Source organism: Bradyrhizobium diazoefficiens (genome assembly GCF_016616885.1).
Lineage (GTDB): Bacteria > Pseudomonadota > Alphaproteobacteria > Rhizobiales > Xanthobacteraceae > Bradyrhizobium > Bradyrhizobium diazoefficiens_F.
Genome location: NZ_CP067102.1, coordinates 4188767 through 4207817, shown reverse-complemented (window position 1 = coordinate 4207817; position 19051 = coordinate 4188767). Strand labels below are relative to the sequence as shown.

17 protein-coding genes are annotated in these 19051 nt (G+C 64.9%); 9 read left to right on the top strand and 8 right to left on the bottom strand.

Going from position 1 to position 19051, the window contains the following annotated elements; genetic code table 11:
• Positions 1 to 16 precede the first annotated feature (16 nt).
• A complete protein-coding gene (queF, locus tag JJC00_RS19585) occupies positions 17 to 469 on the top strand; it encodes a preQ(1) synthase (RefSeq protein ID WP_200467621.1) in 453 nt (150 codons plus the stop codon).
• Between the two features lie 49 nt (positions 470 to 518).
• On the opposite strand, the gene JJC00_RS19580 is transcribed toward queF, so the two are convergent.
• From JJC00_RS19580 to JJC00_RS19560, 5 genes are all read right to left on the bottom strand, one after another.
• The gene (locus tag JJC00_RS19580; RefSeq protein WP_200467620.1) at positions 519 to 971 is read right to left on the bottom strand and encodes a universal stress protein; all 453 of its coding nucleotides are present in this window, start codon (positions 969 to 971) and stop codon (positions 519 to 521) included.
• Positions 972 to 1217: 246 nt separating this feature from the next.
• Positions 1218 to 2642, bottom strand: a complete 1425-nt coding sequence (locus JJC00_RS19575; protein ID WP_200467619.1) for a serine hydrolase — start codon at positions 2640 to 2642, stop codon at positions 1218 to 1220.
• Between the two features lie 193 nt (positions 2643 to 2835).
• Positions 2836 to 4047 (bottom strand): MFS transporter, encoded by a 1212-nt coding sequence (locus JJC00_RS19570; RefSeq protein ID WP_200467618.1) that lies wholly within the window; start codon positions 4045 to 4047, stop codon positions 2836 to 2838.
• Positions 4047 to 4898 carry a 3-deoxy-8-phosphooctulonate synthase gene (gene kdsA / locus JJC00_RS19565; protein WP_200467617.1) on the bottom strand — a complete coding sequence of 284 codons (852 nt, stop codon included), beginning with the start codon at positions 4896 to 4898 and terminating at the stop codon, positions 4047 to 4049. Before kdsA ends, JJC00_RS19570 begins: the two co-directional genes overlap by 1 nt.
• Positions 4899 to 5006: 108 nt before the next feature.
• Positions 5007 to 5333 (bottom strand): NIPSNAP family protein, encoded by a 327-nt coding sequence (locus JJC00_RS19560; RefSeq protein ID WP_200467616.1) that lies wholly within the window; start codon positions 5331 to 5333, stop codon positions 5007 to 5009.
• A gap of 191 nt (positions 5334 to 5524) precedes the next feature.
• On the opposite strand from JJC00_RS19560, the gene JJC00_RS19555 reads away from it, so the two are divergent.
• The 3 genes from JJC00_RS19555 to JJC00_RS19545 all read left to right on the top strand — a co-directional run bounded on the left by JJC00_RS19555 (position 5525) and on the right by JJC00_RS19545 (position 8345).
• Positions 5525 to 6199, top strand: coding sequence for a response regulator transcription factor (locus JJC00_RS19555; protein ID WP_200467615.1), 675 nt, complete (start codon positions 5525 to 5527; stop codon positions 6197 to 6199).
• Positions 6196 to 7572, top strand: a complete 1377-nt coding sequence (locus tag JJC00_RS19550; protein ID WP_200467614.1) for a sensor histidine kinase — start codon at positions 6196 to 6198, stop codon at positions 7570 to 7572. The genes JJC00_RS19555 and JJC00_RS19550 overlap by 4 nt, the downstream gene beginning before the upstream one ends.
• A 110-nt stretch (positions 7573 to 7682) precedes the next feature.
• The gene (locus tag JJC00_RS19545) at positions 7683 to 8345 is read left to right on the top strand and encodes a class I SAM-dependent methyltransferase (protein ID WP_200467613.1); all 663 of its coding nucleotides are present in this window, start codon (positions 7683 to 7685) and stop codon (positions 8343 to 8345) included.
• 4 nt (positions 8346 to 8349) lie between these two features.
• On the opposite strand, the gene JJC00_RS19540 is transcribed toward JJC00_RS19545, so the two are convergent.
• The 3 genes from JJC00_RS19540 to tpiA form a co-directional block, all read right to left on the bottom strand.
• A complete protein-coding gene (locus JJC00_RS19540) occupies positions 8350 to 9981 on the bottom strand; it encodes a CTP synthase (protein WP_200467612.1) in 1632 nt (543 codons plus the stop codon).
• Between the two features lie 166 nt (positions 9982 to 10147).
• Positions 10148 to 10537, bottom strand: a complete 390-nt coding sequence (gene secG, locus JJC00_RS19535) for a preprotein translocase subunit SecG (protein WP_148753720.1) — start codon at positions 10535 to 10537, stop codon at positions 10148 to 10150.
• Between the two features lie 139 nt (positions 10538 to 10676).
• A complete protein-coding gene (gene tpiA, locus JJC00_RS19530; RefSeq protein WP_200474164.1) occupies positions 10677 to 11432 on the bottom strand; it encodes a triose-phosphate isomerase in 756 nt (251 codons plus the stop codon).
• 274 nt (positions 11433 to 11706) lie between these two features.
• Here tpiA and JJC00_RS19525 point away from each other — a divergent pair, with 274 nt between their 5' ends.
• The 5 genes from JJC00_RS19525 to JJC00_RS19505 all read left to right on the top strand — a co-directional run bounded on the left by JJC00_RS19525 (position 11707) and on the right by JJC00_RS19505 (position 18970).
• Positions 11707 to 13605 carry a SurA N-terminal domain-containing protein gene (locus JJC00_RS19525; protein WP_200467611.1) on the top strand — a complete coding sequence of 633 codons (1899 nt, stop codon included), beginning with the start codon at positions 11707 to 11709 and terminating at the stop codon, positions 13603 to 13605.
• 14 nt (positions 13606 to 13619) lie between these two features.
• Positions 13620 to 14633: an anthranilate phosphoribosyltransferase gene (trpD, locus tag JJC00_RS19520; protein ID WP_200467610.1), complete on the top strand. Its 1014-nt coding sequence runs from the start codon at positions 13620 to 13622 to the stop codon at positions 14631 to 14633.
• A gap of 7 nt (positions 14634 to 14640) precedes the next feature.
• Positions 14641 to 15462, top strand: coding sequence for an indole-3-glycerol phosphate synthase TrpC (gene trpC, locus JJC00_RS19515; protein ID WP_200467609.1), 822 nt, complete (start codon positions 14641 to 14643; stop codon positions 15460 to 15462).
• 1 nt (position 15463) lies between these two features.
• Positions 15464 to 16009 (top strand): cyclic pyranopterin monophosphate synthase MoaC, encoded by a 546-nt coding sequence (moaC, locus tag JJC00_RS19510; protein WP_200467608.1) that lies wholly within the window; start codon positions 15464 to 15466, stop codon positions 16007 to 16009.
• Positions 16010 to 16249: 240 nt separating this feature from the next.
• Positions 16250 to 18970 carry a bifunctional diguanylate cyclase/phosphodiesterase gene (locus JJC00_RS19505; RefSeq protein ID WP_200467607.1) on the top strand — a complete coding sequence of 907 codons (2721 nt, stop codon included), beginning with the start codon at positions 16250 to 16252 and terminating at the stop codon, positions 18968 to 18970.
• The last annotated feature ends 81 nt before the right edge of the window (positions 18971 to 19051 follow it).

The window sequence follows — 19051 nt, the reverse complement described above, 5'->3', positions numbered from 1 at the left end:
GCGAAAGGACGTTATGATGGCGAAAAAATCTCTCCAGCTCGGCCGCGCGGTCGAATGGCCGCACACACCGGAACAAGCCCAGCTCGACCGCGTGCCCAATCCGCAAAAGGATGCGGATTATCTGGTCCGTTTCACCGTGCCGGAATTCACCTCGCTCTGCCCGGTGACCGGCCAGCCCGATTTCGCCCATCTGATGATCGACTACGCGCCCGGCCAATGGCTGCTGGAGTCGAAATCGCTGAAACTCTACATCGCGAGCTTCCGCAACCACGGCGCCTTCCACGAGGACTGCACCGTGATGATCGGCAAGCGCATCGCCGCCGAGATCAAGCCGAAATTCTTGCGCATTGGCGGCTATTGGTACCCGCGCGGCGGCATCCCGATCGACGTGTTCTGGCAGACCGGCCGCGTGCCGAGAGGCCTGTGGGTGCCCGAGCAAGGCGTCGCGCCCTATCGCGGCCGGGGCTAGTTTGAGACCTCGGCTGACGGAGCGAAATAACGCGTCGTAGCCCTAGCAACTACGGCACGACCAATACCGGCACGCTTCCGTTGACGAGAACTTCGGACGTCTGACTTCCCAGAAACAGCTTCCTGAGGCCGCGACGCCCATGAGAAGCCATGACAATCAAATCGCAGCCTCTGGACTTTGCCGTTCCGACAATCGCAGTGGCCGGATGCGCATTCGGAACATGCAAGAGTTCGACCGACAGCCCGCTCCGGTCTGCCATGGCTCGCGCTTGATCAAGCACTTTGCCTGCCCGTTCCTTGCAGGCCGCGTCGAAGCTAGCAATCTCGTCCTGCGAAGGAATCCATCCCGAATCGTGTCCGCCGCCATAATCGATCGGCAGCGCTTCAGTCACGGTGACGATGGTCGCTTTGGCATTCAAGGCTTTTGCCAGAGCAATTCCATGCTCGACGCCTTTTCTTGCGACATCCGAACCATCGGTGCTCAAGAGGATATTGGCGTACATTCAGTGGCTCCTTGCTGCTCGCCCCCGCAAGTGATGCCTCTGAATATGGTCCGATCCCGGCCTTGGGTCTATCCGCTTTTATTTCAATCTCGATATCTCGGCGCACAGTTCGCGGCGCAGCGAGGCGTTCGCTTCGCGCGTTGTAGTGCCACATCTGCTCGATCGATTGCCTTCGCATAGAGCGTTGATCAACGCTGTAGGCGTCGCGCCCAATCGCGGCCGGGGCTGGAAGCCTGACCACCGGCTTCAGCCGGTCCGATCCCGAAAGAAGTGGGCTGTGCCGAACCAATCCGACCAAGCCAGCCCGTTGACGACGCCGTTCTCCGCTCTGAACTGCACCCGGGCACAGTCGCCGCGCGGCTCCCGCGGAATCGCAAGCGGTGGCCACGCCATCGAGTCGCGGTCGCCCTGGTACTCGAAGCCCATCGCCGAGTAGCGCATCAGCGGTCCATCGAAACCGGAGAGGTGCTCAATCCGAAACCACAGATGGTCACCGCGAGAGTCGATGCGTAGCACGCCGAATCCGGGATGCCGAAACGTGCCCGTGAAGTCGTTCAGCCGCAGGCCCGACGATGATATCGGTCGATCGCGCCGCTCCTGCACAAAACTCGCCATCCGCTGGTTCAGCTCGCACTGATCGAGCCGATCGATCTCGGCGATCCAGTCGAGCAGGGTTTCGCCGCGGCAGCGTTGGATGATGTGATTGGTGATGGCGAAGTGAGCCCTCCCGATGCCCAAATTCGTGGCGACGAAGATTCCAGTCCCGGCCTCAAGATCGCACCAGATGTTGGCGCGGAATCCGCGCTGGGCCCCCTCATGCTGGACGCGTCGGTTGCGGACGTACCAGCCAAGACCATAACCTTCGTCGAGGCGGCGGTCGCGTTTGGCGATCTGCAGCAGATGCGTTTCCGCGATCGCTGACCTGCGCGCTTGTTCACCGAGATGGAAAGCGAGCCATCGTGCCGCATCTCGCGCGCTCATCATCATGCCCAGCGCGCCAAGAAGATTGTCGGTGACCATCGCCGGAACGGGCCGCACCTCACCGTCGATCGGATAATGCGGCACCGCCACGTTGTCCGTGACTACAGCCGAACCGCCGACCCTGCTGGCGGTCATCCCGAGAGGACGCAGGATGTGCTGATCGACCAAGCGATCAAAGGTCGCGCCGGAACATTGGGCCATCGCCTCCGCGGCCGCGACAAAGCCGATATTGCAATATGCGAATTGATCGCGAAAGCCGCAGGCCGAGGGAATGGTCTGCGTCCGCTGCAGGATATCGGCCCGGCTCAGGTCGGAGCCGTATTCGCCGACGCTGGCGCGCGAAAGCCCAGTCCGGTTAGCCAAGAGATCCCGGATCGTCACGTGATCGCTGATCCAGGGATCGTGAAGCTGGAAGTCCGGCAGATAGGTGCGAACGCGGTCATCCCAGCCGAACTTGCCATCATCGACCAGCGCGGCCGCAACCGCTGATGTGACGGCCTTGGTACAGGAGCCGATCGCGAATGCGGTGTCGATATCGGCGGTCGCATCGCTGCCGAGACGGCGCAGTCCGTACGCAGCGACGTGAATGACCTGCCCGCCACGGACAATTGCAACAGCGATACCCGGCACCCGGTAGTGCCGGCGCACATCCTCGACGAACCGGTCGAGGTCGGCGGTCAATGAGCTCACCGGTCCCCCCACATCCGCAGGCGATTGCAACGCCCGAATAGCTTAGTGGTGGCAACGCGGCCATATCAACGATTTTAGATTGTTTTCAACATTCCGGCCGGCCCGTCTCGTTCGCCGCCAACGAACCGGTTACGATCGCGCTACCGTTCGTTTTTTTCGAAGAATACGGACAACCGGCATCTCGACACTTCCTTCAGGCCCGCGCATCGGACGGTGCTCGCGGCTTGAGCATCCGCGCACAGACGAGCCCCAGCACCACCATGATCCCTGCGCTCGCAAACAGCGTCGGCACTCGACCTCCATGCTGGAGACCCAGGCCATAAGCGAGCGGACCGACCGTCTGGCCCATGAAGAAAAAGAACGAGTGCAGCGACATCGCTGTCGCCCGCGCCTCGACCGACAGCTCGCTGGCGAACACCTGCAAGCAGCCATGGATCATGTAGAAGCCCCAGCCCATCAGCAGCATGATGGTGAATTGGACCTTCCAGCCGGGCCCAAGGGCGAGTGCCGCGAGCTGGAGCGCGACGAGGCTCGCACCTGCGATCATCATTCCCTTGACGCCCAGTCGCGGCAGGAAGCGCGAGACCGTGAAGGTGTAGAACAGTCCGCCGACCGCGAAACCCGCGATGACGATGCCCGCAATCGACAACGAGGTCTCACCGAGATCGAACAGCAAGGCGGCGATGAAGGGAAACAGGCCGAACACGCAGCAGCCCTCGACGAATACGGCCGAATAGCAATAACGCGCGTTGGGATTGGCGAGGATGGTGCGATAGCCCTGCCGCAGGGTCTTCAGATCGCTCTTCGGCGGCGCCGTCAGCGCGGCGCCGCGAAAGCCCGCCGCGACGGCAACGGCCGCAATCAGGCCGAGTGCGCCGATGATGACGAGCACGCCGCGCCAGCCGACGAGATCGCCGATGATGCCCGAAGCGGTCGCGCCGAGCAGATTGCCGGTCATCGACCCCGCCAGCGTGCGCCCGATCGCCACCTGCCGTTTCGCCGGCACAACGAGATCGGCGGTGAGGCCGAGCGCAACCGGGAACACGCCGCCCGAGGCGATGCCCGCGAGCATGCGGCTCGCGAACAGACCCGAGAACGATGTGGAAAGCGCGCCCAGAATGCAGGCGACGCCGAGCAGCGCCAGGCACAACGTCATCAGCCGCGCCTTGCCGAACAAGTCGGCCGCCGCGCCGACAATCGGCTGGATCAGCGCGTAAATCAGCGCATAGCCGGCCGCGATGCTCGCCGCCGTCGTGATGCTGATCGAAAATTCTTCCGCAACATGCGGCAGCACCGGATCGAGCGCGCGCGTCGACAACGCAGCGGAGAAGCTGGCGAGCGCGATGATATTGATCGCAGGCGGAAACTTCTGGTCGGACGACGGCCTGGCCAGGGGCTCGTGCATCAGTGCGCTTGGCCCTTCGCTAGCGCGTCGAATGCCATCAGGGTGCGGATCAGCCCTTCGAACTGATGCAGCGGCACCATGTTCGGGCCGTCGGAAGGCGCGCGATCGGGATCAGGGTGAGTCTCGATGAACACGCCGGCGACGCCGACGGCCACGGCCGCGCGCGCCAGCACCGGCACGAATTCGCGTTCGCCGCCGGAGGACGCGCCCTTCCCGCCAGGCTGCTGCACCGAATGGGTGGCATCGAAGATCACGGGCGCGCCGGTCGTTCGCGCCATGATCGACAGCGAACGCATGTCGGAGACCAGCGTGTTGTAGCCGAAGGAGGCGCCGCGTTCGGTGACGAGCACGTTGGGATTGTTGGCGCTGGTGATCTTGCTCACGACATTCGTCATGTCCCAGGGCGCCAGGAATTGCCCCTTCTTGACGTTGACCACCTTGCCGGTTGCGGCCGCGGCGAGCAGCAGATCGGTCTGCCGGCACAGGAAGGCCGGGATCTGCAGGACGTCGACGGCCTGCGCCACGTCGGCGCATTGCGCGGCGTCGTGCACGTCGGTCAGCACGGGCAAGCCCAGCGAGGAACGGATCTCGGCGAAGATCGGCAGCGACTGCGCTAAGCCAAGACCGCGCTCCGCCGACGCGCTGGTGCGGTTGGCCTTGTCGAAGGAGGTCTTGTAGACGAGCCCGATCTTGAGCCGCGCCGCGATCTCCTTCAGCGCGGAGGCGACCTCCAGCGCATGCTGACGGCTTTCGAGCTGGCACGGGCCGGCAATGATCGAGATCGGCAGATCATTGCCGAATTTGACCGACCCGACGGTGACGACCGGCGCTGCAGATTGACTGGTGCTCAAGACGCAAAATCCCTGTTTCGGGGCGACCATAGCGGCCGAGTGGGTGGGATCAACCCCATTCGGCGCCGGCCGTCGTATATCAGGGTTGCGCCGCAGCCCGAAGGATCGCTATTTGACCGAAGAGAAAGCCGTCGGCTTCAGAATCTGGCTGACGATGTTGGCCACGATCTCGCCATCGGCCACCGATTTGGCGCTCCCCTCGATCCAGTCCGGGTCGGTCACGAAGGCGCTCCACTTCTTCTCGCGCTCGGCGAGCGACTCCCAGGCCAGGAAATAGGTCAGCTCCTGGTGGGACTCGCCGATCAGCGTGGTGAAGAACCCGGCCTGGCGGATGCCATGCTTCTCCCAGATTTTCAGCGTGATCGTTTCAAAGCGCTTCAGCAGCGCCGGCAGACGGCCGGGCACGCAACGATACTGGCGCATCTCGTAGATCATTCTTGCTTTCCTCACTGAACAGGTGGGGCGGTTATAGCGATTGCCCACAATCCTGTCTTGAGCCCTGCCCGGCCGCCCCCTCCAGCGTTTGGCGCATGGCTGGAGGACCTCCGGCGACGCCGCAGCATCCCGCAATGCTGCCGCAATGATCGGGCCGCTAGAAAGGCTCAATGTGATTGAGGTGCCGGATCATGCGGATTTTGCTCGTCGAGGATGAGGCGGAGATGGCCACGGCGCTTTCGTCGGCGCTCAGGCGCTACGACATGGTGGTGGATCACGCCCCCACGCTCGCGGACGCGGAGGAAGCGATTTCCGCCGACGTCCATGCCGCCGTCCTGCTCGACCGCCAGCTTCCCGACGGCGACGGCCTCACGCTGATTCCGAAGCTGCGCGCACGCGCCGACGGTGTGCCCATCATCGTCCTGACCGCGCGCGGCGAGCTCGCCGACCGCATTGCCGGGCTCGACAGTGGCGCCGACGATTATCTGGCCAAGCCGTTCGCGGTCGAGGAGCTGCTGGCGCGGCTGCGTGCGGTGCTGCGGCGGCCCGCGGGCCTGTCCCCGGACATCATCCATGCCGGCCGCATCGCCTTCGATGTCGGCCATCGCGAGGCCAGCATCGACGGCCAGCCGTTCGAGCTGCCACGCCGTGAGCTACTGGTGCTCGAAGCCCTGATCCGCCGCATGGGCCGCACGGTGCTGCGCTCGGCGCTCGAAGAGGCAGTCTACAATTTCGACGACGAAATCCAGTCGAATGCGCTGGACACCCATGTCTCGCGGCTGCGCCGCAAGCTTGCGGAAGTCGGCGCCGGCGTGGAGATCCACGGCATTCGCGGCGTCGGCTATCTCCTGAAGAAGCTATCATGAGCAAGCACGACGATCCCTATTGCTTGCGCTCGCGATTGAGCTGGCGCCTGCTTGCGCTCCAGGCCGCACTGTTGCTGGCGCTGGTTGCCGTCGTCGTCGGTGCGCTCTGCGCCTCAGGCTTCGTGCTCGCGGAGCGCGACGAGGACCGCGTCATCGATGTCGTGCAGCGTGCACTCGCACGTAGCGTTGACGGCGACCTGACCCTGCGGTCGACACCCGATTTGAAACAGCTGCGTGCCGAGACACCGGACCTCTGGTTTCTGGTCCGCGACCGGCAAGGACATTCACTCACCGAAGGTGCCGTGCCGGCGGAATTCGCGGCGATCGGTGGCGGTCTCGACCAGATCAGCCAGGCGCGGCTCGGCTGGCAGATGTTCGAAGACGATCCACGCAAGCCGGCGGCGCGGCTGAAGCGCGTCGAGACCGATGCCGGCAATGTGCAAATCATCACGGCGACGCAAGGCAGGCTGACCGGTGCCAAGGCGCTATTCATGACCTCGCTGGCGTTTCTCGGCATTGCCCTGCCCGGCCTGCTTGTGATGGGCACCGCAACCTTCATCGCGACGCCGATGATCGTGCAGCGCGCCTTTAGGCGGCTCGATACGACCGCAGACCAGGCGCGGCGCATCGACATCCATCAGCGCGGCGCGCGGCTGTCGGTGGAGCGAATTCCGCTCGAGGTCGTGCCGCTGGTGACCGCGGTCAACGACGCGCTGGCGCGGCTCGACCAGGGCTATGCCCGTCACAAGCGCTTCGTTGCGGATGCCGCCCACGAGTTGCGCACTCCAATCGCGATCCTGAACACGCGACTGGAATCGCTGCCCTCAGGTCCGGACAAGACCAGGCTGCTGGAGGATGCGGCGCGGCTGGCCACGCTTGCCGAGCAATTGCTCGATATCCAGCGGCTCGACCGCTGCGGCCATCCGTTCACGCGCGTCGACCTCGTCGCGATCGCGCAAAGCGCGGCTGCCGACCTCGCACCGCTTGCGATCGCCGCGGGCTATGAGCTGGAGCTCGACGCGCCCTCAACGCCGATCGAGACGATCGGTGATGCAGCCGCGCTGGAGCGCGCGCTGACCAATCTCGTGCAGAACGCGATCCAGCACGGCCCTCGCCGGGGCACGATCGGCATTCGCGTGAGCAAGCCCGCCTGCATCGAGGTCTCCGATGACGGCACCGGCATTCCACCCGATCAACGCGAGCAGATCTTCGAGCCGTTCTACCGGCTCTCGCCACTCGATCGCGGCGCCGGCCTCGGTCTCAACATGGTGCGCGAGATCGTGCTGCTGCATGGCGGCCAGGTCTCGGTCACCGATGGCGCGGACGGCGGCACCTGCTTCAGAATGACGCTGCGGCCAAGCCCGCAGATTTGATTCAATCCGCTTTCGTTGCTCGCAGCGCAATGCTGTCGCAATGCACTCCCGCGACAGTGCCTCCGCCTCACCTTTGATCTCCGAGGTGCAATCGAAATGCCGGAGTGCGCATGCCCAACGATTTCCTCTCCTTCTTCATGTCGTGGATGTCTTCGCCGCGTCGGGTCGGCGCGATCGCGCCATCGGGCGCGGCGCTCGCCGATCTCATCACGCGCGAAATCACCGAGAAGACCGGCCCGATCCTCGAGCTCGGTCCCGGCACCGGTGCGTTCACCTACAAGCTCTTGAAGCGCGGCGTCAGGCCACAGGATCTCACGCTGATCGAATACGGCTCGGACTTCATGAGGCTCTTGCAGATGCGCTTCCCCGGCGCGCGCGTGCTGTGGATGGACGCGGCACGGCTCGCGACGGAGCGGCTCTATGACGGTGCGCCCGTCGGCGCCGTCGTGAGCGGCCTGCCGCTGCTCAACATGTCGACGCGCAAGGTCATCTCGATCCTCGGTGGCGCATTCAGCTATGTCCGCCCCGGCGGCGCCTTCTATCAGTTCACCTATGGCTTGAGCTGCCCGATCCCGCGTCCGGTGCTCGATCGTCTCGGCCTGCGCGCCACGCTGGTGGATCGCGCCTTCCTGAACATGCCTCCGGCCGCCGTCTACAAGCTGACGCGGCGGCCGCAGATGACGATCATTGCGGGATCGGTTGCGCCCGACGCGTCAGCACCGCTCGCTCGCGAGGCGCTGCATCGCGAGCACGACTTCACCGCGATGCCTTAGGAAATCAGACCAGCCGGCTCTGCACCATCGCCGCCTGGATAAACGAGGCGAACAGCGGGTGCGGCTCGAACGGCCGCGACTTCAACTCGGGGTGGAACTGGACGCCGATGAACCAGGGGTGATCCTCGTACTCGACGATCTCCGGCAGCACACCGTCGGGCGAGAGGCCGGAGAATTTCAGGCCGTGCTGCTCGAGGCGGTCCTTGTAAGCGGTGTTGACCTCGTAGCGGTGGCGGTGGCGTTCCGAAATCTCGGTCGCGCCACCGTAAACCTCCGAGACGCGGCTGCCGCGATTGAGCGCGGCGGGATAAGCGCCAAGCCGCATCGTGCCGCCGAGATCGCCGGCCTGCGAGCGCTTCTCGAGCTCATTGCCGCGCAGCCATTCCGTCATCAGGCCGACCAGCGGCTCCTTGGTCGGACCGAACTCGGTGGAGTTGGCCGCCTCGATGCCGACGAGGTTTCGCGCGGCCTCGATCACCGCCATCTGCATGCCGAAGCAGATGCCGAAATACGGCACGTCGCGCTCGCGCGCGAACTGCGCCGCCCTGATCTTGCCTTCCGCGCCGCGCTGGCCGAAGCCGCCCGGCACCAGGATGCCGTTGACGTGTTCGAGGAACGGCGCCGGATCTTCCTTCTCGAAGATCTCGCTCTCGATCCAGTCGAGATTGACCTTCACCTTGTTGGCGATGCCGCCATGCGAGAGCGCCTCGATCAGCGACTTATACGCATCCTTCATGCCGGTGTATTTGCCGACGATGGCGATGGTGACATCGCCCTCGGGATTGCGGATGCGCTCGTTGATCTGGTGCCAGCTCTTGAGCACCGGCGGGATGCGCGATTCGATGCCGAAGGCGGCGAGCACTTCGTCGTCGAGGCCCGCCGCGTGGTAGGCTTCAGGCACGGCATAGATGCTGTCGGCGTCGCGCGCCTCGATCACGGCGCTCTCGCGCACGTTACAGAACAGGCCGAGCTTGCGCCGCTCTTCCTTCGGGATCTCGCGATCGGTACGGCAGAGTAGGATGTCCGGCTGGATGCCGATCGAACGCAGCTCCTTCACCGAGTGCTGCGTCGGTTTCGTCTTCAGTTCGCCCGCGCTCGGGATGTACGGCAGCAGCGTGAGGTGAATATAGATGGCGTGATCGCGCGGCAGCTCGTTCTTGAGCTGACGGATCGCCTCGAAGAACGGCAGGCCTTCGATGTCGCCGACGGTGCCGCCGATCTCGACCAGCACGAAATCGTAATCGTCATTGCCGGAGAGGACGAATTCCTTGATCGCGTTGGTGACGTGCGGCACCACCTGGATGGTCGCGCCGAGATAATCGCCGCGGCGTTCCTTCGAGATGATGTCCTGGTAGATGCGCCCCGTCGTAATGTTGTCCTGCTTCGTCGCGGGCCGCCCGGTGAAGCGCTCGTAGTGACCGAGATCGAGATCGGTCTCCGCGCCGTCATCGGTCACGAACACTTCGCCGTGCTGATACGGCGACATCGTTCCGGGATCGAGGTTGAGATAGGGATCGAGCTTGCGGAGGCGGACCTTGTAGCCCCGGGCCTGCAGCAGGGCACCGAGTGCCGCTGAAGCCAAACCCTTGCCGAGCGAAGAAACCACGCCGCCGGTGATGAAGATGTACCGCGCCATGGGACCTAACCTCTAATCCCTCGAATCCGATTCGCCAAAGCGATTCGTATTCCGCCCCAAAGAATCTGGGGGCCTGTGGGTGAGCCAAAACTAAGAGTGGTGACAGAGCCTTGATGGGGGGTGTTGATGCAGGACGGTAGCCACCGCCCTGCATGGCCCCCCTGCTTTATTGCGAGCGAGGCACCTGCGGGCCGCTCGGCGCTGCCGGGGCCTGCTGCTGCTCGTCCGCCTTCTTCAGCGTATCCAGAATGCCGCCCGAGGTCGGCGGGGTGATCGGCCCACCGCCGGCCGGCTGGGTCTGCGACGCCGGCTGGCCGATGATCGAGGACGGCGCACGGTTGTAGCCAGCGTACCAGGACAGGAACAGGCTGGTCAGGAAGAAGCCGGCGGCGAGGACCGCGGTGGTGCGCGACAACAGATTCGCGGTGCCGCGGCTCGACATGAAGCCCGCGCCTCCGCCCATGCCGAGGCCGCCGCCTTCCGACTTCTGGAGCAGCACGGCACCGATCATGACGGCAACGATCATGAGGTGGATGACGATCACAACAGTCTGCATAGTATCCTTCCGTCACAAGCCGACAGCGCCGAGACGGCGGCCGATCGCGCTTCGCGGGTTTTCCTGAAGTTGCGCGGTGTTACACGATCGGAAGGGGCATTGCCACCCCCGATCGGCCACGGCCGCGCGTTACCCCTAGCTAGGGGCAGCCCTTGGCAATCGCAAGGAAATCGGCCGCTTTCAGGCTGGCCCCGCCGACCAACGCACCGTTGACGTCTTTGACCGCCATCAGCTCGGCCGCGTTCGACGGCTTGACCGAGCCGCCATACAGGATCCGCATCTTAGCCCCATCCGTCTTGAACCTGATGGTCAGGAGTTCCCGAATAAAGCCATGAATCTGCTCGACATCCTTGGCCGTGGGGGTCAGGCCCGTGCCGATCGCCCAGACCGGCTCATAGGCCACGATCAGATTGGCGGCCGTGGAGCCGTCCGGGAGCGAGCAGTTGAGCTGGCCGCGGAGGATGTCCAGGGTCTGCCCTGAATCGCGCTGGGCTTGGGTCTCGCCGATGCAGACGATCGCGACCGCTCCCGCCCGCCAGGCGGCTTCCGCCTTCTGCCGGATCAGGGCATCGCCCTCGCCGTGGTCGGCGCGGCGTTCGGAATGGCCAACGATGATGGCGGTCGCACCCGCGTCCGCCAGCATTTCGGCTGCGATATCGCCGGTATGGGCGCCGGACGCCTTGGGATGGCAATCCTGGGCCCCTACGGCGACCTTCTTGCCGCACACCTTGTCGGCAAAGCCCGCGATCAGGGTCGCCGGCGGGCAGACCAGCAGATCGGCCTTGCCGGCCACCTCTGCCGCGCCATTGAGCATGGCGTCGAATTCGGCGGCCGCAGCCTTCAGCCCGTTCATTTTCCAATTGCCGGCGATCAGCGGTCGGATGGCATCGGTCATGTCAATTTCCAGCAAAATGAGGTGTGCATGCGCTAGCAGAGCTGCCGCAGCAGTTCCAGATTCTTGTTTTGACGCGTTTTCTTGACGCGAACCGGGGTCCACTTCGCTCGAAAACGCTCTGGGGCCTTTAACCGCAGATTGAAGGCCGGCCTGAGCCGAGGTTGCGGGGGGAAAGCCGCCACTTTATGATGGCATATCAATTTGGTGACGCGCTTCTGCGGAATCTGCATTAAGACGCGCTCCCGTTCCCCTCCTGCCAAACAAGTTGGACCAAATGCTTCGAGGAATGCGCAAGGCCTCATCAAACTGGGTCGGCAAGACCATCATGGCCGTCGTGATGGGCGTGTTGATCATCAGCTTCGGCGTTTGGGGGATTGCCGACATCTTCCGCGGCTTCGGCCAGTCCACGGTGGCCAAAGTCGGGCACACCGAGATTTCGCTGAACGAGTTCCGCCAGATCTACACCGACCGCCTCCAGCAGATCGGCCGCCAGTTCGGCCGCCCGCTGACGCCGGAACAGGCACGCGCGTTCGGCCTTGACCGCCAGGTGCTGCAGCAGACGCTTGCGGAAGCCGCCCTCGATGAAAACGCGCGCCGGCTCGGGCTCGGCCAGTCCGACAACCAGATCCGCGAGCTCATCATGAACGATCCGAACTTCAAGGGCGTCGACGGCAAATTCGATGCGAACCGCTTCCAGGGCCTGATCCGCAATTTCGGCTACACCGAGCAGCGCTACGTGGCCGAGCAGCGCAAGGTGGCACTGCGCCGGCAGATCACCGGCACGATCGGTGCCGGCCTCGAGCCGCCGACGGCCATGCTCGACGTCGCGACGCGCTTCCAGAACGAACAGCGCGCGATCGAATTCGTCAGGCTCGACACGGCGCAGGCAGGCACGATCGACGCGCCCTCGCCCGAGGCGCTCGCCGCCTATTTCGAGGATCACAAGGTCCAGTTCCGCGCGCCCGAATTTCGCAAGATCGTCTTCGCCGTGATCTCGCCTGAGGAGATCGCCAAATGGAGCGACGTCTCCGATGACGACGCGAAGAAGCTGTTCGATCAGCGCAAGGATCTGCTCGCCACACCGGAGAAGCGCCGGATCCACCAGATCGTGTTCCCGAACCTCGCCGAGGCGCAGGCCGCGCGCGAGCGCCTCGCCGGCGGACTCTCCTTCGAGGACCTCGGCAAGGAACGCGGACTGAGCGCCACCGACGTCGATCTGGGGCTTGTGGCCAAATCCGCACTCGAACCCGCCGTCGGCGATGCCGCCTTCGCGCTCCCCGCAGGCGAGATCAGCCAGCCGATCCAGGGCCATCTCGGCGTCTCGATTGTCAAGGTCGACAAGATCGAGCCGAGTGTCGAGGCCGACTACGCCAAATTTGCCAGCGACGTGAAGCGCCAGATCGCGACCGAGCGTGCGCGCGTCAAGGTCGGCGAGCTCCGCGACAAGATGGAGGACGAGCGGGGCGCCGGCACGAGCGTTGCTGATGCCGCGCAGAAGCTCGGGCTCACCGCCGTGACCATCGATGCCGTCGACCACTCCGGCCGCGCGCCGAACGGGCAGACGGTCGCCAATATTCCGCAGGGCCTCGATGTGGTGTCGCAGGCCTTCAACAGCGACGTCGGCGTCGACAACGACCCGATCTCGTTCAAGAACGGCTATGTCTGGTATGACGTGGTCGCCATCACGCCGTCGCGCGACCGCAATCTCGACGAGGTTCGCGACCAGGTCGAGGCGCGCTGGCGCCAGGACCAGATCGCCGCCAAGCTCAAGACCAAGGCGACCGAGATGGTGCAGAAACTCGAACATGGCGGCAAGCTCGCTGACGAGGCGGCCGCGATCAACGCCAAGGTCGAGACCGCCAGCGGCTTCAAGCGCGATGATCAGCCGGCCGGCGTGCCTGCGAACATTGTTGCGGCCGCTTTCCGTACCGCCAAGGACGGCGTCGGACAGGCGCCCGTGACCGGCGGCACCGAAGTCATCGTCTTCCGCGTCACCGACATCGTCGAGCCCACGGTCGATACCGCTTCCGACGCCGTCAAAAAGCTGAAGGAGGGCATCGACAAGTCGCTGACCGACGAGCAGGTTGCCTCTTACGTCACCAAGCTTGAAGCCGACATCGGGACCAGCATTAATCAGGCCGCCTTCGCGCAAGTGACCGGCGCGAACCAGTGAGTTGAAAGCACGCGATGGACGACCTGAAATCGATCATTGGGAAAGTGGCGACCGGCGCCAGCCTGTCGCGTGACGAGGCCGCGTCCGCCTTCGACGCCGTGATGTCCGGCGAGGCCACGCCCTCGCAGATGGGCGGCCTCTTGATGGCGCTACGCGTGCGCGGCGAGACCGTGGACGAGATCACCGGCGCGGTCACGGCGATGCGATCGAAGATGCTCACGGTCGATGCGCCTGCGGACGCCGTCGACATCGTCGGCACCGGCGGTGACGGCTCCGGCTCGGTCAACGTCTCGACCTGCGCGTCGTTCATTGTCTCCGGCACCGGCCTGCCGGTCGCCAAGCACGGCAACCGCGCGCTGTCGTCGCGCTCGGGCGCCGCCGACGTGCTGGCCTCGCTCGGCGTGAAGATCGACCTCAAGCCCGAGCAGGTCGGGCGCTGCGTGCGTGAATGCGGCATCGGCTTCATGTTCGCGCCGGCTCATCACCCGGCCATGAAGAACGTCGGCCCGACGCGCGTCGAGCTCGCCACCCGCACGATCTTCAATCTGCTCGGACCGCTGTCCAACCCGGCCGGCGTGAGGCGACAGATGGTCGGCGTATTCTCGCGGCAATGGGTGCAGCCGCTGGCGCAGGTGCTGAAGAATCTCGGCTCCGAATCCGCCTGGGTGGTGCACGGCTCCGATGGGCTCGACGAGATCACCCTCTCCGGCCCGACCTTCGTCTCCGCGCTCCACAATGGCGAGATCCGGAGTTTCGAGGTGACGCCCGAGGACGCCGGCCTGTCGCGCTGCGAGCCTGGCGCACTCAAGGGCGGTGACGCCGATAGCAATGCGATCGCACTGCAAAGCGTGCTCGACGGCAAGCCGAGCCCCTATCGCGACGTCGCGTTGATAAACGCCGCTGCGGCGCTGGTCGTCGCCGGCCGCGCCAAGGACCTTAAGGAGGGCGTCGCGATCGGTGCGAGATCGCTCGACAGCGGCGCGGCGAACGCGCGGCTGAAGCATTTGATCGCGGTCTCGAACAGCTGAGCCTGTCATGTCTGATATCCTGACCAAGATCGAAGCCTACAAGCGCGAGGAGATTGCCGCGGCCAAGCGCGCACAGCCGCTCGCTGCGGTGGACGCGAAGGCCAAGGCGCAAGGCGCGCCGCGCGGCTTCGTGCGCGCGATCAGGGCCAAGCACGCCAATGGCGACTATGCGCTGATCGCCGAGGTGAAGAAGGCCTCGCCGTCCAAGGGGCTGATCCGCGCGGATTTCGATCCGCCTGATCTCGCCAAGGCGTATGAGGCGGGCGGCGCGGCCTGCCTGTCGGTGCTGACCGACACGCCTTCGTTCCAGGGCCATCTCGACTTCATGGTCGCGGCGCGCGCGGCGACCTCGCTGCCGGTGCTGCGCAAGGATTTTCTGTTCGACACCTATCAGGTCGTCGAGGCGCGGGCCCACGGCGCCGATTGCATCCTCATCATCATGGCTGCGCTCGATGATGCCACGGCCAAGGACCTCGAAGACACGGCGATCGCCTATGGCATGGACGTGCTGATCGAGATCCACGATCGCGCCGAGCTCGACCGGGCACTGAAGCTGCGCTCGCCGATGATCGGCGTCAACAACCGCAATCTGCGCACCTTCGAGACCACGCTCGCGACCAGCGAGACGCTGGCGCCACTGATCCCCGGCGAGCGGCTGATGGTCGGCGAGAGTGGTATCTTCACACCGGCCGACTTGGCGAGGCTCGAGCGCGTCGGCATGTCGACCTTCCTGGTCGGTGAGAGCCTGATGCGGCAGGCCGATGTCACCGCGGCGACGCGCACGCTGCTCGCACGCGAGACCAAGGCCCGCGCCACGGGCACGCGCTGATATGGCGCGCAAGTCGTCCAAGGCCAAGCCGTCGAAGACCAAACCGTCGAAGGCCAAGCCGTCGAACACGGCGAGCCCTGCCCTCACCCATATCAGCGCTTCCGGCGAGGCGCGGATGGTCGACGTCTCGGACAAGGCCGCAACCGAGCGGCTCGCTATCGCCGAAGGGCGCGTCGTCATGGAGAAGGCGACGCTCGACCTGATCGTTTCCGGCAACGCCAAGAAGGGCGACGTGCTCGGCACCGCGCGCATCGCCGGAATCATGGCGGCGAAACGCACCTCGGACCTGATCCCGCTCTGTCATCCGCTCGCGCTGTCGAAGGTGACGGTCGACATCGAGCCCGACGCCAAGCTGCCGGGCTGCGTCGTGCGCGCCAGCGTCAAGGTGACCGGCCCCACAGGCGTCGAGATGGAAGCGCTGACGGCGGTGTCGGTCGCCTGCCTCACCATCTACGACATGATCAAGGCGGTGGAACGCGGCGTCCGCATCGAGGGCATCCAGCTCATCGAGAAGCGCGGCGGCAAGTCGGGCCACTATCGCGCCTGACCACAGCTGCTACTTCAGCGACGCGCTGATCGAGCCGAACTTCGCGTTGAGCTTGCTGCCCATGCCGTTGACGACGGCAGGCGGTTTGCACCTCTTACCATACGCATCGATTGCATTTGTGTACTGCGGTTTACGTCGCGTTAACCGCGCTTCCTAACGCCGCCTCCACATCGATCCCCTAAACCGACGGATGTTATGGGGTCGCGAATTGACCCTGACGTGTGTACGGCAACGTTCGACATGATAACGAGATACGGCAGTCGCCTCCTTGACCAGGCCTTCGCCCGCAGCGGACCGATTCGCTGGCTGGTGGTGGGCGGCACACTCCTGATCGCTGCGATCGCCGTCGGCGCGGTGCTGATGGCGCAGAATTTCCGCGAGCGCGCGCTGCGCAACTCCGGCCGTGAGCTGGAAAACACCGTGCTCCTGCTCGCCCATCATTTCGATCAGCAATTGCAGGATTTCGCAGTCATCCAGAAGGATTTCGTCGGCCATGTGCGCGCGACCGGAATCACGACCGCGAAGGACTATCGCAGGCGCCTTGCCGGCCAGGACGTGCACCAAATGCTGCGTTCGAAGATCGAGGCGCTGCCTTACATGGGCGGCGTCACCATCGTCGATGCCGATGGCAATGTGATCAATTCCTCGACGACATGGCCGGCCCCGAAGGTCAACGTTGCCGACCGCTCCTATTATCGCACCTTTCGATACGATCCGCAGGCGCCCGACGTGCTGATCGAACCGGTGCACAGCCGAATCTCAGGCGCCTGGACCATCCTGATTGTGCGCAAAATCATGGGACCGCACGGCGAGTTCATGGGCATTGTCGGGCGCGGCGTCGAGCCGGCCAATTTCGAGAAGTTCTTCGAGACCGTCATGCTCGGCGACGGCGCGACGATCTCGATGCTGCATCGAGACGGCACTTTGCTTGCCCGCTTCCCGCATTCCGGCGAGATAATGGGACGCAATTTCAGGAACGGCTCGTTCGCGCAGCAAAAGATCTTCGCGCTCGATCACTTCGCCGGTCGCTTCGTGAGCCCGGTCGACGGCGAGGACCGGCTGGTCTCGGCGCGTGCCCTGCCGCACTTCCCGATCCTGATGATGGCGACAACCACGCGCGCGGCAGCGCTTGCCGACTGGCGCGAGCAGATCGGCATCCTGATTTCGATCGCCAGCGCCTCTGCGCTCGCGATCGCCGGCGTGCTGATCGCGATCGTGCGCAAGCTCCTGGAGCAGCATCGCATGTCCCGGGAGCGGCTGACGCTGGAGAAGCAGCGCCTCGATCGCGCCGTCAACAACATGACCCAGGGCCTGCTGCTGTTCGACGCCTCGCAGCGGCTCGTGGTCTGCAACCAGCGCTACATCGAGATGTACGGCTTGTCGGCCGAGATCGTGAAGCCCGGCTGCAGTTTTCTCGACATCATCGCCCACCGTAAGGCCATCGGCTCGTTCCCGGGCGACGCGGATCAGTATGTCGCGCGCGTGCTGCGCGACATCCATGTGCGCAACTCCATGGTCGTCGATACGTCCGATGGCCGCTCGATCCAGATCGTCAACGAGCCGCTCGGCGACGGCGGCTGGGTCGCGACCCACGAGGATATCACCGAACGTCGCCGCATCGAGGAGCGCATCACCCATCTCGCACACTACGACGCGCTGACCGACCTGCCGAACCGCACCATGTTCCACGAACATCTGCGCGGAAAGCTCCTCGCCATCGTCGACGGCGAAGAGCTCGCGGTGCACTACATCGACATCGACGAATTCAAGGGCGTCAACGATGCGCTCGGCCATCTCGTCGGCGACGAGCTGTTGAAGTCGGTGGCGGAGAGCCTACGCGGCTGCGCCGGCCCCACCGACTTCGTGGCACGGCTCGGTGGCGACGAGTTCGCGATCGTGCAGAGCGCGGTGACCTCGCAGGACCAGGTCGACGAGCTCGTCGCGCGGGTCTTTGCGGCGATCCGCACGCCGTTCGACTGCATGGGCCATCATCTCACCACCGACGCCAGCATCGGCATTGCGCTGGTACCGGAACACGGCACCGCGCTGGACCAGATCCTGAAGAACGCGGACATGGCGATGTATGCCGCCAAATCCGCCGGGCGCCGCACCTACCGCTTCTTCGAGCCGGAAATGGACGCCAAGGTGCGCGAGCGGCGCCAGCTGGAGGTCGATCTCCGCCACGCCATCGCTCATGGCGGCCTCGAGGTCCATTACCAGCCCTGCCTCAGCCTCAAGGACGACTGCATCACCGGCTGCGAGGCGCTGGTACGCTGGCGCCACCCCGAGCGTGGCATGGTTTCGCCGGCCGAGTTCATCCCGATCGCGGAAGATACCGGGCTGATCAACGAGATCGGCGAATGGGTGCTGGCGACCGCCTGCCGCGACGCCGCCGGCTGGCCCGACGACATCCGCCTTGCCGTCAACGTCTCGCCGGTGCAATTCAAGAGCGGCACGCTGGCGCTGAAGATCATGGCTGCGTTGGCCGCCTCCAATCTGCCGGCCAGCCGGCTCGAGCTCGAGATCACCGAGGCCGTGCTGATCCGCGACGACGAGACCGCGCTTGCGATCCTGCACCAGCTCCGCGCCATCGGCGTCCGCATCGCGCTCGACGATTTCGGCACCGGCTACTCCTCGCTGAGCTATCTGCACCGCTTCCCGTTCGACAAGATCAAGATCGACCGCTGCTTCGTCAACGACATCGCAGGCCCCGACGGCTCTGCCAGCATCGTGCAGGCCGTGGTCAATCTCGCCAGCGCCCGCCGCATGGCGACCACGGCCGAAGGCGTCGAGACCGAGGAACAGCAGCGGCTGCTGCGTGCGCTCGGCTGCTCCGAGATGCAGGGCTACCTGTTCAGCGCGGCGAAGCCGGCCGACAAGGTCATGGAGCTGTTCGCGCTCCATCGCAGCCGCCGCGCCCAACGCAACAGCAAGGAAGCTCGCCGCCGCGAGGCAAGCTAGGTCCTACGCGCGACGAGGCGACCTTCGCCGCGATGAATCCGGGCTGAGACAGCGCGCCCAAAACGAAACCGCCCGGGAGCG

Excerpts from the sequence above, each read along its gene's own strand:
- JJC00_RS19505 (WP_200467607.1), top strand. The coding sequence starts at position 16,250 with ATGATAACGAGATACGGCAGTCGCCTCCTTGACCAGGCCTTCGCCCGC.
- moaC (WP_200467608.1), top strand. The coding sequence starts at position 15,464 with ATGGCGCGCAAGTCGTCCAAGGCCAAGCCGTCGAAGACCAAACCGTCG.
- queF (WP_200467621.1), top strand. The coding sequence starts at position 17 with ATGGCGAAAAAATCTCTCCAGCTCGGCCGCGCGGTCGAATGGCCGCAC.
- trpD (WP_200467610.1), top strand. The coding sequence starts at position 13,620 with ATGGACGACCTGAAATCGATCATTGGGAAAGTGGCGACCGGCGCCAGC.
- JJC00_RS19560 (WP_200467616.1), bottom strand. The coding sequence starts at position 5,333 with ATGATCTACGAGATGCGCCAGTATCGTTGCGTGCCCGGCCGTCTGCCG.
- JJC00_RS19525 (WP_200467611.1), top strand. The coding sequence starts at position 11,707 with ATGCTTCGAGGAATGCGCAAGGCCTCATCAAACTGGGTCGGCAAGACC.
- JJC00_RS19555 (WP_200467615.1), top strand. The coding sequence starts at position 5,525 with ATGCGGATTTTGCTCGTCGAGGATGAGGCGGAGATGGCCACGGCGCTT.
- JJC00_RS19540 (WP_200467612.1), bottom strand. The coding sequence starts at position 9,981 with ATGGCGCGGTACATCTTCATCACCGGCGGCGTGGTTTCTTCGCTCGGC.
- trpC (WP_200467609.1), top strand. The coding sequence starts at position 14,641 with ATGTCTGATATCCTGACCAAGATCGAAGCCTACAAGCGCGAGGAGATT.
- tpiA (WP_200474164.1), bottom strand. The coding sequence starts at position 11,432 with ATGACCGATGCCATCCGACCGCTGATCGCCGGCAATTGGAAAATGAAC.
- JJC00_RS19545 (WP_200467613.1), top strand. The coding sequence starts at position 7,683 with ATGCCCAACGATTTCCTCTCCTTCTTCATGTCGTGGATGTCTTCGCCG.
- JJC00_RS19570 (WP_200467618.1), bottom strand. The coding sequence starts at position 4,047 with ATGCACGAGCCCCTGGCCAGGCCGTCGTCCGACCAGAAGTTTCCGCCT.
- secG (WP_148753720.1), bottom strand. The coding sequence starts at position 10,537 with ATGCAGACTGTTGTGATCGTCATCCACCTCATGATCGTTGCCGTCATG.
- JJC00_RS19550 (WP_200467614.1), top strand. The coding sequence starts at position 6,196 with ATGAGCAAGCACGACGATCCCTATTGCTTGCGCTCGCGATTGAGCTGG.
- JJC00_RS19580 (WP_200467620.1), bottom strand. The coding sequence starts at position 971 with ATGTACGCCAATATCCTCTTGAGCACCGATGGTTCGGATGTCGCAAGA.